This is a genomic window from Chryseobacterium sp. YR221, assembly GCF_900176315.1.
GTDB classification, from domain to species: Bacteria; Bacteroidota; Bacteroidia; order Flavobacteriales; family Weeksellaceae; genus Chryseobacterium; species Chryseobacterium rhizosphaerae.
Genome location: NZ_FWXM01000008.1, coordinates 162,446 through 178,137 on the forward strand (window position 1 = coordinate 162,446; position 15,692 = coordinate 178,137).

Genomic DNA, 15,692 nt, shown 5'->3' on the forward strand with positions numbered 1-15,692 from the left:
CAGATCTCTTCTCAATAGCTGATTGCAACTTTTAGTATTTAATTCCTAGCCTCCCACAAAATCACCTCCGTTAATGTGGATCACCTCTCCGGTGATATAACTCGCATCTTTAGAAGCTAAAAACACATAGGCAGGTGCTACTTCCGAAGGCTGTCCCGCCCTCTTCAAAGGAGTATCTTTTCCGAATGTGGAGAGATCACTAAAGGCTTCTTTCACCAAAGGTGTCCATATGGGACCGGGAGCAATCCCATTGACCAGGATTCCTTTTTCAGCAAGATTACCTGCCAATGAGCGGATAAAAGCCAGTACAGCTCCTTTTGTAGCCGCATAATCTATCAAATGATCACTTCCTCTATAGGCGGTAACGGAAGTTGTACAGATGATCCGGCCTCCCTTTCTGATCAGCGGAAGGAAATTCCTCGTCAGGGAGATCATTGAAAGGATATTGGTCGTAAATGTTTCCCGGATCTGCTCATCCGTAATCTTTTCCAGGCTGTTTTTTGAGGTATGAATTCCAGCATTATTAACCAGAATATCCACATTTTTCCATTCGGACTTGATCTTCTCTGTACATTTTGTTCTGAAAGCTTTTTGGGTTAAATCTCCTTTCAGCAGGATACATTGCTGTCCCTCTTCTTCCACCAGTCTTTGGGTTTCTTTTGCATCGTCATCACTTTCTTTGTAGATCACAGCAACAGCTGCTCCCTCTCTGGCAAAGTGAACGGCTACAGCCTGCCCTATTCCACTGTCTCCTCCTGAGATTACCGCTTTTTTTTCAAATAATTTCCGGCTTCCCAGGTAATCGTTTCGGATGATTTCCGGAAACAGTCCTTCTTGAGGGACTTTTGATTTAGATTTTGACTTGTTCTGTGTTTTCATAAGCAAATCTTTCCTAAATGACATCAAATGGCAAGCCGAAAAACTTTTAGGAATGATACGCGTCCTCCAGATCCTGTATTATAATTTTCTGCATTTTCATCATCGCCTGTACTACTTTATAAGCTTTTTCCTGATCTGAATCATTCATTAGCTGAATTAATCTTTTAGGAACAATCTGCCAGCTCAGACCATATTTATCCTTCAGCCAGCCACACATACTTTCTCTGCCCCCGTTTGAAGTCAAAGCATTCCAGTAACGATCTGTCTGTTCCTGGTCATCGGTCATCACCACCATGGAAATTCCTTCATTAAAGTCAAACTGATGATCATAAGAATTATCCATACAATACAGTCTGTAATGATCAATACTAAACTGGGCATGCTGAACATTTTCGGCAGGTTCCGTTATACTATGTCCTTCTCCCCCGTCTCCGTATTTCAGTATATTTCCGATATTCGAATTTGGGAAAGTCTGTGTATAAAGCTCCATCGCTTCTTTAGCTTTGCCGTTGTTCTCATGGATAAACATCAGGGTAGGAACTATTTTCTGATCGCCTCCCTTTTCGCCTAAAAATATTTGCCAGGTCACTCCAAACTTATCCTGAACCCATCCATATTTTTTACTCCATGAGTAAGATCCCAGCTCCATTAATGCCATTCCCCCTTCCAGTAAATGATCCCAGTATTTCTGGACTTCATCTTCTGTGTCACAAATCACCATGAAAGAAACTGAAGGGTTCTTTTTGAATTGCGGACCACCGTTCAGCAGCATTATTCTCTGCCCCAAAAGGTCAACATTCATGACAACTGGTGTGTCTGCCGTAATCTCCCCATCAAAAACTTTGCAATAAAATTCTGCGGACTGTTTTGCATCTCCGTCATACCAGAGACACGGGAAAATATCTTTATTCATTAGTTTAGATTTTAAAATGATTAATATCGTTTTTGATTACTTTTTTCTGATTTAATTACTTTTACTTTGCTACCGAACAGCGTTTGGAAAAATCCTGTCCTCCACTCAGAATCACAAGGGAAACATATGGCAAAGGAAATCTTATGTCTTTGCATTCACAAGGATCATCTTGTTTTTTGCAATGACACGGTAAAACTTCTGTAGTTTACACTTTATATTTCCTTGAAAAACATCTGATTCTCTTTCATATGATTCTTTAATTTTTCCATGGTATTCTTCCCAAAACCATGCATCTGCATAATTTCTTTTTCAGAATAATCCGACAGCTTTTCCAGGGAGTCTATTTTTTCCTTTTCCAAAGCTCTTCTTGCAGGTATGGCAATCACTCCATGAAGAAAATGTTCTTTAGGATCATAGTTAAAAGTATAAATAGAGTTTAAACTCTTTGACATGATAACTAAATTGATCATGGCGGTAAAAAGTGTTTTTAATGATTCTCAACATATTTGTGGAAATTATTGAGGATAGCATACCAGCCTTCTCTTTGCATTTCCACAGAGTTTTGCTTTTCAGGATCGAAAATCTCTGTAACCTTTGTCGTATTTTCATCTACTTGATCAAAGATCACTTCTACTTTTCTTCCGTCCGCAATATGATATTGTATTTTTTCGTTAGGGATAACCTCATCATATACACCTTCAAAATCAAACCCAAAGCTTTTATCCTTGGCCTCCATTCTGTTTTTAAACTTCCCTCCTACTTTCAGGTCATTTTCAGAACTTGGGCACTGCCAGCTTTCATGGGCAAAATTCCATTTTGTAATATGTTTAGGCTCATTGAAATAATTCCAGACCTTTTCTACCGGAGCTAAAATTGTAATGTCTATTGTAATTGGATCCATAGTTCTATTTTTAAGTGATTGGATAAAGGGCGCCCCAAAAAATGAGTGCCCTTTTATTTATAATGAGTTAAATATAAGATTATTTTGTGTATTCGTCATTATAGTTCACCATCCAATGAACGCCATATTTATCCTGAAAACTTCCAAAATAATCTCCCCAAAACTGATCTTCAAGTGGCATTTCTATATTTCCTCCCTCTGAAAGTCCTTTAAAAAGTCTTTCAGCTTCGTCTTTCGATTCCGGAAAAATAGAAACATAATTATTATTTCCTACTGTCAGAGTCTGTCCGAATCCCGGAACGATATCTGAAGCCATTAAAAGATCATTTCCAATAGGTAGCGCTACATGCATTACTCTGTTTTTTTCCTCGTCTGAAAGATTTTCAGTACCCGGAGCGTTCCCCATCTTGTGGATTTCACCCAGAAATTCTCCTCCAAAGACAGATTTGTAAAAATTGAACGCTTCTTCTGCGGTTCCATCAAAATTTAAGTACGGATTTAATTTTGCCATGATTTTTAATTTTAAGTTGTTAAGATTACTGGTAAACACAAATAGCACAAAGGAGCTTCACAAATAACACGGCAACGGTATAAAACATTGGTGCTACTTTTAAAACAACCGGTACTAGCCGTATTTTATTTATTTAAAAAATTTTCTATTTCCTTTACTGTAAAGTCTATTAAATCTATATCCATACTTCCATCGAAATCGGCCATCATATAAGTGCCATGGGTAGCGGGAAGTATCATTAATTGTGAATTTTTCACCAGCCTCCACATAGCAACTGTATGTTCGGGCTTCATGACATCTTTATCACCACTGATAAACAGTACGGGTGAGTGGATAGAAGTCAATACCTCATCATCCCAATCTTCAAAAGTCTGCATCCTCTTACAGTCTTTGTCAAAGAGATTTTCAAGCTTTGAGAAATCAGGATTCAGGTTTAAAAAATTAATTTTAAAGGGCTCCGGCATGGTATCAAACGTTGCCTCCTGCATCCCTTCAAAAAAGCCGTCAATCATTCCTGATCTCTTATAAAATGCTGAAGCAACCACCAGTTTTTCTACAACATCCGGATAAAGATGAGCAATCTGCATCACGGTATTTCCACCATTGCTGAATCCCCAAAATGAAGCTTTTTTAATATTGAGTTCCCCTAAAAGAGCAGCAACATCCCGGGCATCCTGCTCAAATGTTTCAGGAATATCCCGATGCTCACTTCTTCCGTGATTCTGAAGATCAATACCAATCAGCTGAAATTTATTTTCCAGCCTTCTAATAACTTCTTTAAAATCAAACAAAATAGAGGAACCTCCTCCATGGATCAGTACCAAAGGTTTTCCTGCACCATAAATTTCATAATACAGCTGAATTCCATTGACTCTTTTATAGCCTTTTTCTACCGGATTCATGGGTTAATATTTTATATTTTCGTCCACATCATATTTCATTCCTGGGTAGTCTAAAATTTTACGCATCAACCCGATCTGCCCGCACAGGTAATCTTCACGGCCAATGCACATTCCTACAAAATTGAGTTTGTTTTCTGTGATAAAAGGAATGTTCATCCCTATTTCAAAAATCTCATCAAGCTCTTCATCTGTTACTTCCCCTAATCTCTGATACACTTTTGAAGAAATATCATGGAAATTTTTCCTCAGGTCAGTTAAAGTTGGGTATGTATTACTTTCATCCAATGCCTTTCCCTGAAAAAAGAGATCATTATTAGGATCCTGATCCTGCAGTCCCAGTACCCAGCCCAATCCATACCTCATATTCACAAAGTTTCCTGCCATCCATACGATATGATTGGTTTTATTTTCAATTCTTTTCAACGCATCTTCTTCCGAAATGCCGTCCAAAACGTTCATAAAGCTTTGGGTATGCATTCTGTAAGCCGGAATAATGAGTTCCATTTTTTTTGATTTTGGTGTGTCCATTTTTTTATTTTTTATGGATTTTATTTTTAAACCTTACTTTATCGCTCCCGGTTTTCCCAGAATCCTGCGAAGGTAGCCCAGCTGTCCGCTGTGGTAAATTTCATGAAGGCAAAGCATTGCAATATCTGTACTGCTTCCAGGAGTAAATCTTTCAAGAGTATTAAGCTTTGCATCCAATATATTCTGAGACTGGTTCAAATAAGATTTTAGTTCTTCAAAATTTACAAACTCAGCCTTCCGCTCCAACGGTATTTCTCCTCTGTTGTAGCATGAGAACTTCTCTCCATCCCAAACAGATTCTTCACCCAGGATATTCAGAAAAGCATTTCTTATATAAATTAAATGTCCGAGAATCCAATTCATAGAATTAGCCTCACCATTTGGAAAAACCATTGATTCATTATGCGTAATACCCTCGATATTCAAAGAGATCACCTGATAATTACTGGTCACCTGGTTTTTTACAAATTCTATTTCGTTTGATATAGTTTCCATAATGCTAAAATATTATGATTGGTCTGCAGGCAATTGTGAGAGATCTCCGTACATCACTTCCCACTGATGGCCATCAATATCTGCAAAAGCACTTTGATACATCCATCCGTGATCCTGAGGTTCACTATATTTTGAACCTCCGTTTTCGAGAGCTGTTTTTACCATATGATCTACTTCATCACGACTGTTTACACCTATTGCAAGAAGCACTTGTGTAGTATCTCCTTTGGCAAAAGGTCTGTCCGTAAATGTTTGAAAAAATTCTTCTTTCAGAAACATGGTGTAAATATGATCTTCTCGCATGACTACACATATTGCCTGATCATTCGAAAACTGTTCATTTATAGAAAAGCCAAGCTTCGTCCAGAACTCTCTGGTTTTTTGCACGTCTTTTACAGGTAAATTGACGTAAATATCATTGATTCGCATTTTGTAATTTTTAGTGTTAAACTTGTAACCAAATGACCAAGGTTTAATAAAAACTAACCTGGCATAAGGCAATATTTATTTTTATTTGAAAGTAAAGCATCTGTTAAGGTTGAATAAGAAACGCTTTTTGGCGGTGATGCTCGTTAGGTGCTCTACTATTGAGTTGGCATTTGAGAGATATCGGCATAGGTTATATTCCAGCCATGTCCGTCAAGATCCCAAAAAGAATTTTGGTACATCCATCCGTAATCCTGAGGTTCTTCATGTTGTGAGCATCCATTTTGCAAGGCAGTATTGACCACCTGATCAACCTCTTCACGGCTGTTGAGCCCCACTGCTACAAGAACCTGGCTTGTATTCTCTTTGGCAACAGGTTTATTGGTAAAAGTCTGGAAGTAGTCTTCTTTCAGAAACATAACATAGATATTGTCATCTTTCATTGCAACACACACCGCCTTATCATCTGAAAACTGCTCGTTAATTTCAAAACCAAGTGTAGTCCAGAATTCTTTTGTTTTCTGTATGTCTTTTACCGGAAGGTTGACATAAATTTGATTGACTTTCATTTTTGTAATTTTTAGTGTTAAACTTTTAACCAAAATTACCAAGGTATGATGAAAATCAACTTGCCATAAGGCAAGATTTAATTTTTCTTGGGATGGGAAACCAATTCTTTACGAATACGGCTTAAAGAAGTATCGGTAACCCCCAGATAGGAAGCAATCTGCTTTAAGGGAGCAAACTGGATAACCTTCGATTTTTGTTCCAGCAAATTCAGGTATCTTTTGGTAGCGGAAAGGGTAAACATTTCTACAGACCGCTGTTTATAGTCAAAAAGTTCTTTAGACATCCAGGATCTTCCCCATTCCCTGAGATTGGGAATTTTATGGAATAAGTCCTGAAAAGTATCGTAATCAAGCCTCCAACATTCGCAATCTGTAATACAAATGATGTTTTCCTGAGAAGGTATTCTCTGAAACAATGATAAAACCTCAATAATAACCTCATTCTCTACAAAGAAATGCGTAGTCACTTCATTCCCGTTGAAATCATTGACAAATGAACGTGCCAGGCCACTGTCTAAAATATAATATTCATTAGCCGTTTTTCCTTCTTCAAGAATAAAGTCTCCTTTTTGAAATGATGTTTTCTCATGGGCCTGAAATATTTCTTCAAGCTCTTCATGAAGAAAAAAAGGAAAATCATAGCATGTTTCTAAGGCTTTATTGGTCATCAGGTCAATTTTTTTTGAGTTTTAAAAATATTTTTTTTAATCCAGTTAAAGATATAAATATTAAACAAATAAGAAAATTATTCATGAAAATCAATATATCACATTGAAATTAAAGACAATCGACAACAACTAATAATTAAACAAATGTTCTAATTTTCATAAAACACCTTGTCAAATTAAACCACTCCGTCAAATCTTTGATTTGACACCCCTCCAGAGGAAGGGAATGCTTATACTTTTAAGGGGCGTGGTATAAAATAAGCCATTTGTTAAATGTCTGGGGAAGGGAGAGATGATTTTCTTTTGCTTAAAATAAAGACAGCTGAATCGGTTTGTTCGGTTTTGGAGCATCACCAAAAACAGTTTTCCCTCCAAAACGCCAGGAGTTTTGTCTTTCTTCTTCAATAACCTGCTGAATATCAAAATCGGGAGTAAAGTCTTTTTCTGCTGATGTTACAATCTGGTGGAGTTTATGTAGAGAATTTAATTTGTCTGAGTTTCCAAGCCTTGACTTCTCTATTCCTTTTTTAAGAATATTGATACTTTCGTCATAAGTTTTCGTAGGTACAGGAAAAGGATGCCCATCTTTACCTCCGTGGGCAAAAGAAAACCTTGCAGGATCAGAAAATCTTGCCGGTGCCCCATGAATCACTTCACTCACTAATGCCAGCGACTGCATCGTTCTCGGACCAACACCTTCCAGCATCAGCAGATCTTCAAAATTTTGTGGCTGCTGCTCACGGGTTATGTACAAAAGAGCGCCCAGCCGTCTCAAATCAACATCAGAAGCCTGTACATCATGATGGGCAGGAAGAATCAGTCTTGAAAAGTCTTTCATCACATCTACAGAGTCGGTATGGGAAATGTCCAGAATTCCTTTTCTGTTTTCCGAAGCTTCGGAATCGGTAAGGTTAAGAATTTTCCCTCTTGAAATACCATTAATTCCGGTATGGGGTTCTTCTACAAATGATTTGACATTTTCCGAGTGCCAATGGTATCGTCTTGCCGTTCCGTCAGACTCATGCATTCCCTGCTGAATCACACTCCAGTTTCCGTTATCCGAGAGCACAAAATTATGCAGATACAGCTGATATCCATCCTGTATGGCGGTATTGTCAACCTTTGCTGAAAGTTTACTGGCTCTTACCAGCTCTGTTCCATTCAAACCGGTCTTATCAGCAATACGAATCAGCTCGGAAGGAGTTTCTCTTGACAGTTTCCCTTTACCTCCACAGATATAAATTCCCAGGGATTGAGAATTGGGGTTAATAGAGCGTTTCAAAGCTCCCATAACGGAAGTGGTAATTCCTGAAGAATGCCAGTCCATTCCCATCACCGCTCCAAAACTTTGAAACCAGAACGGGTCTGCCAAACGGCGGAGAACTTCATCTTTACCATAATCCATCAGGATCACTTCAATAATGGAAAGCCCGAGAACAGACATCCGTTCGTATAACCATGGCGGTACTTTGCCATAGTGAAGAGGTAGATCTGCTGTTCCTGAACGTTTCATTTTTGATTAAAAAACAAAGTTAGTTTTAATATTCTAAATGCATCATGATTTGAATCAACTTTAAATAAAGCATAAAAGATTGTCCATTCATATTTTTTTATGATTTTTGTATCGTTTCAATACCAACCCACCATTATGAAAAAACTTTTACTATTTCTATGTGTTGCCTTGCTATCTGCCTGCCAAAGTAAAAAAGAAGAATCAACCAATGCGGAAGGTCTTAAAAAAATGAGAGAGGAATGGCTCAAAAACAGATTGGATTTTTTTCAGGCTGCTAAACCCCAATATTTTTCAGCTAAGACAATTAACGGGCAGCCATTCAACTCAAAGGATTATCAGGGGAAAAACCTTCTGATCTTCATTTACAGTAAAACATTTCTTAAAAAAGATCCTAATGCAAGTTATAATATGGTGGATGATTTTAATGGAATCTATACCCACTATAAAGATAACGTAGGCGTTATAGGGATTTTGGAAGGACTTGTAGAAACAGATAAGGAACTTCAGCAGATCTTCCATGATGCCAGTTTTCCATTTGAACAAATAGATAATACGCAATCTCCCAGCAAACCGGAACAGCTGAAATATAATATCTACTGTACTCCGGCTAAAATACTGATTGATTCCAACGGAAAAGTGATCCATTCCAGCTGTGGTGGAGCTACAGATGAAGAGCTTATACGAAAGTTAGACAGCATTAAAGGGGCTCAACAATAAGCGCTATCAATCAATTGAATACAACGATAAAGCACCATGCTTTTTTTCATCAAATTCCTCATTGAAAATAATTTTATTCCCAAAGGGGTCATTGACGGTAAAAGAAATGGCATTGTAGAAGGTCTTCTCAAGACCCGGACGATTGTATTTGTAATTTTTAGCGAGCAGCTCTTTATGATATTCGGGGACTCCTTCTCCCCAGATAAAAACACTGCTTCCGGGAGTTCCATCCCCATGGTGTTCACTCAAATGAAGAATAATATTGTCTTTTTTCACCTCCATATAAACGGGTGTATTTTCTTCAAAATGATGTTCCCATACGATTTCAAAGCCCATCCAACCGATATAAAATTCCAGGGTTTTCTGATAATCAAAAATTCTGAGAATAGGAATAACCTGTTTTGCATTCATGATATCAATTAATTAAATATTTATGTGGATTTTGGAAATTATTTTTAAGTTTTGGCTAAAGCCAAATGATGGTTTATTTTTTATGAAAGCGGACTAAAGTCCGCTCCTATTGAATAATATGCTTTATTTTATTGGTGAGAAAGAATATTAATCAGTTTTCCAAACGGGTCTTTTACAAAGAATCTCCGGACTCCCCAATCTTCATTGGTCAATTCATACGGTATTTCAAATCCTGCCAGGCGCATCTTTGTATAAATGCTGTCTACGTCCTCCACTTCTATGGAAAGATCGGGAACTTCGGTATTATTTCCACCTTGTTCCGCAAAACTGATCTGAACTTTTGCTTCTTCTTCATTTCCAAAAGTTTTGATCCAGCCATGATCCATCAAAACATCAAGCTCTAAAATATCCTGATAAAAATGACTGGCTTTTGATACCTCATCTGTTTTTATATTGACCACGATTCTTTTGACCATACTGTATCATTTAAAAAAGCCCTGTGAAATTACATAAAATTTCGCAGGGCTTTACAAGATTTTTATAGGTATTTGTCTTTAGAGTGAAGAAGCTGCTTCCAAAATCAATTCGGTAACTTCTTTAGGATGTGAAGCTAACGAGGCATGTCCTGCATCTAAAGTAATTATTTTCTTTGGCTGAAGTCTTTCTGCCATTTCCTTCTCTGTTTCTGCCGGAATCATATGATCTTTTGAGGAGATCTGATACCAGCTAGGTTTTGTTTTCCATGCCGGTTCTCCGGCAATGTCTCCGAAACACTGTCCATGAATAGGTTTTTGTGACAATGCCATTACCAAAGCCTTTTCGTCATCAAGATCCTGGCAAAAAGCAGATTGAAATTCATCATACTTAATCCACAGGAAACCTTTACTGTCTGGGTAAATACTTGCTCCACCCGGAGATTCTCTTCTTCCTAAAAGAGATCCTAAACTGTCTCCTGCATCGGGAGCAAAAGCAGCGATATAAACCAGCCCGGCGACTTTATCATGGTTTCCGGCACCTGAAATCACAGCACCTCCATAAGAATGCCCTACCAAAAGTACTTTCCCTTCCTGGGCATCTATAAGGTCCTTTGTCTTATTGATATCATCCTGTAACGAAGTTAAAGGATTTTGAACACTTCTCACTTTGTATCCTGCTTTTACCAAAGAAGGAATAACATACTGCCAGTGTGAGCCATCTCCCCAGGCTCCGTGTACCAAAATAATGGTTAGATCTTTCTGTTCCATAATGATTATTTAAAATTTGATGATTGTAAAGCTACGTTCTAAAATCTCAAAGGACGTTAACTTAAGTTAATTAACAATCCTACTTCTTATCCGGCTAAGAGACTGCTCTGTTACTCCCAGATAACTGGCAATATGTTTCTGGGCTATTTTCTGAAACAGAAGGGGTTCTTTTTTCAAAAGATTTAAATATCTGTTTTCGGGAGAATAGCATAACAAATCATCAATTCTTTTTTTGGCATCCAAATAAATTTTTTCACTCATTACACGTCCAAATTGCTGCCAGTATGCTTCTTTTTCATATAAAGATTTAAGATCCTCTTTTCTTAAAAGCAAAATTTCGCAGTCTTCCAATGCCTGAATATTCATATTGGAAACGGTATCACAAAGAATACTTTCATAATCTGTAAAAAACTCATTTTCAAAATAAAATCCGAAATTGATCTCCCGGCCCTGATCATTGATATAAAAGCACCTTATCGTTCCTTTTTTGATAAAGCCTAAATATTTGCATTTTTCACCCTGTTTCAGAAAAAAATCAGATTTTAAAAGCTGTGTATGTTTAAGCAGGGCATAAAATTCTTCGAAATGCTCCCGATCTACCTGAAACAGTTCTCCATATTTTTTGTAATGATCCAACATAATCTATTTGTGTTTTTTATATCTAAAAAAGCCTTGCAAAAAATTATTTTCACAAGGCAGTTACAAGTATTTTATTCCTGTTGTTTATTTTATTGGTTTAATGCTGTAAGTGCTGCATTATAATTAGGCTCATCAGCAATTTCTGAAACCTGCTCCGTATATACCACTTTGTTGTTTTCGTCTGCAACGATTACTGCACGGCTTAAAAGTCCTTTCAAAGGAGAATCTGTAATGGTTACTTCATAATCATCACCAAAGCTGCTTCTGAAATCTGAAAGGGTTTCCACGTTATTTAATCCTTCAGCAGCACAGAATCTTCCTAAGGCAAAAGGAAGGTCTTTTGAAATATTAATCACTACCGTATTATCTAATTTTGAAGCTTCTTCGTTGAATTTTCTGCTGGAAGCGGCACAAGTTGGCGTGTCAATACTTGGGAAAATATTGAAGACTTTCTTCTTTCCTTCAAAGGTTTCAAGTGTTTTTACATTTAACCCGGAGTCTACCAAAGCGAAATCTTTGATTGTTGTTCCTACTGACGGTAATGTTCCTATTGTGTGTACTTCGTTTCCTTTTAAAGTAATGGTTGACATAATTTTATTTTTAAAGTTTTTCAAATTTAATCAAAATAGATTTTTTTTCAATTTAATAAAGGTTAAATTAATCTTAAAGTGAAAAAACTCAGTATAGGAGTAAGCCCCAAAATTAAATTTTAACTAAATTTGTAGAACTATAATTTCAAATAACAAATAACAGTATAATGTCAGAAAAATCAAAAATCTATTACACACTTACTGATGAAGCTCCAATGCTGGCTACACATTCGTTTTTACCAATCGTAAAAGCTTTCACAAAATCAGCAAACATCGAGATCGCAGTTCCGGATATTTCTTTGGCAGGAAGAATTTTAGCTAATTTTCCTGAATTCTTAAAAGATGATCAGAAAATCGGTGATGCTTTAGCAGAATTAGGCCAACTGGCTACTCAACCTGACGCTAATATTATCAAACTTCCTAATATTTCGGCTTCTGTTCCTCAGTTGGATGCAGCGATTGCTGAATTACAGGCGAAAGGTTTCGCAGTTCCTAATTATCCTGCAGAACCTAAAAATGATGATGAAAAAGCAATCAAAGCTAAATATGCAAAAGTTTTAGGAAGTGCAGTAAATCCGGTATTAAGAGAAGGAAATTCTGACAGACGTGCTCCAAAAGCTGTTAAAAACTATGCAAAAGCCAACCCTCACAGAATGGGTGACTGGGCTTCTGACAGCAAAACTGATGTAGCTCATATGAACAATGGTGATTTCTATGGGACAGAAAATTCTACAACCTTAGAAAATGCTACACAATATAAAATCGTATTCAAAGGAAATGACGGGGCTGAAACTTTGTTGAAAGATTTCGCAGGCCTTCAGGCAGGAGAAGTTATCGATTCTTCTGTAATGAACCTCAATGCTTTGAAAGTATTTGTACAGGAGGCTATTGAAGAAGCTAAAAATAAAAATGTACTTCTTTCCGCTCACCTTAAAGCTACGATGATGAAAATCTCTGATCCGATTATCTTCGGAGCTATTGTAGAGACTTTCTTCAAAGATGTATTTGCTAAATATGCTGAGACATTCAAATCTTTAGATGTCAACCCTAACAACGGTCTTGCTGATCTTTTTGAAAAAATTAAAGGAAATGCTCAGGAAGCTGACATCAAAGCTGATATCGAGAAAGCACTTGCTGAAGGACCTAGAGTGGCCATGGTAAATTCTGACAAAGGGATTACCAACTTCCACGTACCTTCTGACATCATTGTTGATGCTTCTATGGCTGCTCTTGTAAGAGGGGGTGGTAAAATGTGGAACAAAGAAGGAAACGAAGAAGATACAGTTTGTATCATTCCGGACCGTTCTTATGCTGGTTTCTATCAGTCTGTAATTGACGATATGAAAGCACATGGAAAGCTGGACCCTACTACTATGGGATCTGTTCCAAATGTTGGATTAATGGCTCAAAAAGCTGAAGAATATGGTTCTCACGATAAAACTTTCCAATTGTCTGCTGACGGAACTGTAGAGGTTCAGGATGAAGCAGGGAATGTTCTTCTTTCTCAAAAAGTAGAAAAAAATGATATCTTCAGAATGTGTCAGACTAAAGATGCTCCTATCCAGGACTGGGTAAAACTAGCTGTAAACAGATCAAGATTATCTGATACGCCTGCTATTTTCTGGTTAGACAAAGGAAGAGCTCATGACAGAGAAATCATCAAAAAAGTAGAAAAATATCTTGCTGATCACGATACTGCAGGTCTTGACATCAGAATTCTTGATGTAAAAGATGCTATGACTGAAACATTAAAAAGAGCAAGAGAAGGTAAAGATACAATCTCTGTTTCAGGAAACGTATTAAGAGATTATTTAACCGACCTTTTCCCAATCCTTGAACTTGGAACTTCTGCAAAAATGCTTTCTATTGTTCCATTAATGAACGGAGGTGGTTTATTTGAAACAGGTGCCGGAGGTTCTGCTCCAAAACACGTTGAACAGTTCTTAGAAGAAGGATATTTAAGATGGGATTCTCTAGGTGAATTCCTTGCTTTACAAGCTTCTTTAGAGCATTTGGCACAGACTCAGGGAAATACAAAATCTCAGGTATTAGCTGATGCATTGGATGAAGCAAATGCAAAATTCTTAGCTACAGATAAATCTCCAGCAAGAAAAGTAGGACAAATCGATAACAGAGGTTCTCATTTCTATTTAGCTATGTATTGGGCTGAAGCCTTGGCAAACCAAACTGCTGATGCAGAATTGGCGGCTAAGTTTGCTCCGGTAGCAAAAGAAATGAAGGAAAATGAAGAGGTAATTAATGCAGAATTAATTGGTGCTCAAGGTAAACCTCAAAATATTGACGGTTACTACAAAACTGATAAATACAAAACGTACACAGCAATGAGACCAAGTACTGTTTTAAATGAAATTATTGACAGAATCTAATTTCTGATATAATATAAATAAGAAAGCTCCTTTTTCAAAAGGGGCTTTCTTGTTTTTGGCCTATTCATTAAAAGATATACCGAAAACCACCCCGTCAAGAGGAGAGGAATATTGGCCATATATTTATTCATCAAGGTCAACGCATCCCTAATCCCTGCCACCTCTCACCTACCTATCCTCCACAATCACTCTCCTGTGCTCTCTCCCCCAGTTTATCATTTCCTGGATTATATTTCCAAAAGTTCTGCAATATTCTGTGGGCTCATATTCAATCAGTACGGGAGTTTCCGGGTAGACATTGCGCTTTACCAGTTTATTCAGTTCCATATCTTTAAGTTCTTTTGAAAGCATTCTTGTGGTAATTCCGGGAATGCTTCTTTCAATTTCCCGAAAGCGTCTGTTCCCATTACAAATTGAGTTGATGACGGGAATTCTCCATTTTCCTCCAATAAAATAAAGGGTATCCTGAAGGGCTCTTAATTCTTCTGTCTGATCTCTTTCCATAAGTGCAAAGTTAAGTGATATCATGAATGATACTGGCATACTCTGTGATACTGGTTACAAAAGTATACCAAATTGAAATAACTTTGTCAAAAATTATAAGAAATGAAAAAACTGAACAACAAATTAGCGATAGTAACAGGTGGAAACAGCGGAATCGGATACGCTGCTGCAAAAGAACTTATTTCACAAGGAGCCACAGTCATCATTACAGGAAGAAGAAAAGAAGCTGTTGAAAAAGCAGCTTTAGAACTCGGAGCAATTCCTTACATTGCAGACCAGGCCAACCTTCACGATATTGATTTGCTAAAAAAAGAAGTTGAACAACAATTCGGAAAGGTAGATATTTTATTTATCAACGCAGGAATTACAGGAAGCATGGCTCTGATTGAAAATATGGATGTCCACAACTTTGATGAGGTGATGAATATTAATTTCAGGGGAGCTTACTTTACCTTAAGCAAATTCATTCCTATACTCTCCGATGGAGCTTCTGTCATCATGTTATCATCTATTGTAGCCTCCACCTACAAACCTAACAGCTCTGTATATCAGGCGAGCAAAGCTGCACTTAATTCAATTACAAAAACTGCGGCAGCAGAGCTGGCTCCAAGGAAAATCAGAGTTAACATCATCAGCCCCGGCCCTATAAACACAGATATTATGAGCAAGGCTGGACTGGATGAGGAAACTTTAAAGAATCTCAACAGCCACCTGATCAATGAAATTCCACTGAAAAAAATGGGGACCGCAGAGGAAGTGGCAAAATGGGTTACCTATTTATCTGATCCTGAGGTTTCCGGATTTATTACCGGAACGGAGATCGTGATAGATGGAGGGATCACTTTATAAGCTTTCAGTTTTCACATACCGGCAATCATAATATATTGCCGGTATT

21 protein-coding genes are annotated in these 15,692 nt (G+C 37.4%); 3 read left to right on the plus strand and 18 right to left on the minus strand.

Annotated features, from left to right (window positions below; all coding sequences use genetic code 11):
• Window positions 1-45: 45 nt before the first annotated feature.
• The 12 genes from B8967_RS20790 to B8967_RS20845 form a co-directional block, all read right to left on the minus strand.
• Complete coding sequence (locus tag B8967_RS20790; RefSeq protein WP_084087692.1) at window positions 46-879, minus strand: SDR family oxidoreductase; 834 nt, start codon at window positions 877-879, stop codon at window positions 46-48.
• A gap of 46 nt (window positions 880-925) precedes the next feature.
• Window positions 926-1,792 carry a VOC family protein gene (locus B8967_RS20795; RefSeq protein WP_084087694.1) on the minus strand — a complete coding sequence of 289 codons (867 nt, stop codon included), beginning with the start codon at window positions 1,790-1,792 and terminating at the stop codon, window positions 926-928.
• A 212-nt stretch (window positions 1,793-2,004) separates the two neighbouring features.
• A complete protein-coding gene (locus B8967_RS20800; protein ID WP_228406275.1) occupies window positions 2,005-2,244 on the minus strand; it encodes a helix-hairpin-helix domain-containing protein in 240 nt (79 codons plus the stop codon).
• Between the two features lie 35 nt (window positions 2,245-2,279).
• Window positions 2,280-2,693: an SRPBCC family protein gene (locus B8967_RS20805; protein WP_084087696.1), complete on the minus strand. Its 414-nt coding sequence runs from the start codon at window positions 2,691-2,693 to the stop codon at window positions 2,280-2,282.
• A gap of 79 nt (window positions 2,694-2,772) precedes the next feature.
• A complete protein-coding gene (locus B8967_RS20810) occupies window positions 2,773-3,204 on the minus strand; it encodes a VOC family protein (RefSeq protein WP_047486347.1) in 432 nt (143 codons plus the stop codon).
• Window positions 3,205-3,329: 125 nt separating this feature from the next.
• Complete coding sequence (locus B8967_RS20815) at window positions 3,330-4,106, minus strand: alpha/beta fold hydrolase (RefSeq protein ID WP_084087698.1); 777 nt, start codon at window positions 4,104-4,106, stop codon at window positions 3,330-3,332.
• Window positions 4,107-4,109: 3 nt separating this feature from the next.
• Window positions 4,110-4,634: a hypothetical protein gene (locus tag B8967_RS20820; protein ID WP_084087700.1), complete on the minus strand. Its 525-nt coding sequence runs from the start codon at window positions 4,632-4,634 to the stop codon at window positions 4,110-4,112.
• A 33-nt stretch (window positions 4,635-4,667) separates the two neighbouring features.
• Entirely contained in the window at window positions 4,668-5,129 is a 462-nt protein-coding gene (locus B8967_RS20825) for a DinB family protein (RefSeq protein ID WP_084087702.1), read from the minus strand.
• 12 nt (window positions 5,130-5,141) lie between these two features.
• A complete protein-coding gene (locus B8967_RS20830) occupies window positions 5,142-5,558 on the minus strand; it encodes a VOC family protein (RefSeq protein ID WP_084087703.1) in 417 nt (138 codons plus the stop codon).
• Between the two features lie 155 nt (window positions 5,559-5,713).
• The gene (locus B8967_RS20835) at window positions 5,714-6,124 is read right to left on the minus strand and encodes a VOC family protein (protein ID WP_047486064.1); all 411 of its coding nucleotides are present in this window, start codon (window positions 6,122-6,124) and stop codon (window positions 5,714-5,716) included.
• Window positions 6,125-6,201: 77 nt separating this feature from the next.
• Window positions 6,202-6,792, minus strand: coding sequence for a Crp/Fnr family transcriptional regulator (locus B8967_RS20840; protein ID WP_047486066.1), 591 nt, complete (start codon window positions 6,790-6,792; stop codon window positions 6,202-6,204).
• Window positions 6,793-7,099: 307 nt separating this feature from the next.
• On the minus strand, window positions 7,100-8,305 hold the full coding sequence (locus B8967_RS20845; protein ID WP_084087705.1) for a DUF763 domain-containing protein: 1,206 nt from the start codon (window positions 8,303-8,305) through the stop codon (window positions 7,100-7,102).
• 135 nt (window positions 8,306-8,440) lie between these two features.
• Here B8967_RS20845 and B8967_RS20850 point away from each other — a divergent pair, with 135 nt between their 5' ends.
• Window positions 8,441-9,022, plus strand: coding sequence for a peroxiredoxin family protein (locus tag B8967_RS20850; protein ID WP_179140098.1), 582 nt, complete (start codon window positions 8,441-8,443; stop codon window positions 9,020-9,022).
• Window positions 9,023-9,028: 6 nt separating this feature from the next.
• Here the strand turns inward: B8967_RS20850 and B8967_RS20855 are convergent, their stop codons facing one another.
• The 5 genes from B8967_RS20855 to tpx all read right to left on the minus strand — a co-directional run bounded on the left by B8967_RS20855 (window position 9,029) and on the right by tpx (window position 11,906).
• Window positions 9,029-9,433, minus strand: coding sequence for a glyoxalase superfamily protein (locus B8967_RS20855; RefSeq protein ID WP_084087708.1), 405 nt, complete (start codon window positions 9,431-9,433; stop codon window positions 9,029-9,031).
• 128 nt (window positions 9,434-9,561) lie between these two features.
• Complete coding sequence (locus tag B8967_RS20860; protein WP_084087710.1) at window positions 9,562-9,909, minus strand: VOC family protein; 348 nt, start codon at window positions 9,907-9,909, stop codon at window positions 9,562-9,564.
• 78 nt (window positions 9,910-9,987) lie between these two features.
• Window positions 9,988-10,677: an alpha/beta hydrolase gene (locus B8967_RS20865; protein ID WP_084087712.1), complete on the minus strand. Its 690-nt coding sequence runs from the start codon at window positions 10,675-10,677 to the stop codon at window positions 9,988-9,990.
• Window positions 10,678-10,743: 66 nt separating this feature from the next.
• On the minus strand, window positions 10,744-11,316 hold the full coding sequence (locus B8967_RS20870) for a Crp/Fnr family transcriptional regulator (protein ID WP_052188521.1): 573 nt from the start codon (window positions 11,314-11,316) through the stop codon (window positions 10,744-10,746).
• Between the two features lie 89 nt (window positions 11,317-11,405).
• Complete coding sequence (gene tpx / locus B8967_RS20875; RefSeq protein WP_047486077.1) at window positions 11,406-11,906, minus strand: thiol peroxidase; 501 nt, start codon at window positions 11,904-11,906, stop codon at window positions 11,406-11,408.
• A gap of 167 nt (window positions 11,907-12,073) precedes the next feature.
• On the opposite strand from tpx, the gene B8967_RS20880 reads away from it, so the two are divergent.
• Window positions 12,074-14,293, plus strand: a complete 2,220-nt coding sequence (locus B8967_RS20880) for an NADP-dependent isocitrate dehydrogenase (RefSeq protein WP_084087714.1) — start codon at window positions 12,074-12,076, stop codon at window positions 14,291-14,293.
• Between the two features lie 168 nt (window positions 14,294-14,461).
• Here B8967_RS20880 and B8967_RS20885 read toward each other — a convergent pair whose 3' ends face one another.
• The gene (locus B8967_RS20885) at window positions 14,462-14,797 is read right to left on the minus strand and encodes a winged helix-turn-helix transcriptional regulator (protein ID WP_047486354.1); all 336 of its coding nucleotides are present in this window, start codon (window positions 14,795-14,797) and stop codon (window positions 14,462-14,464) included.
• Window positions 14,798-14,899: 102 nt separating this feature from the next.
• On the opposite strand from B8967_RS20885, the gene B8967_RS20890 reads away from it, so the two are divergent.
• Window positions 14,900-15,646, plus strand: coding sequence for an SDR family oxidoreductase (locus tag B8967_RS20890; RefSeq protein WP_179140099.1), 747 nt, complete (start codon window positions 14,900-14,902; stop codon window positions 15,644-15,646).
• The last annotated feature ends 46 nt before the right edge of the window (window positions 15,647-15,692 follow it).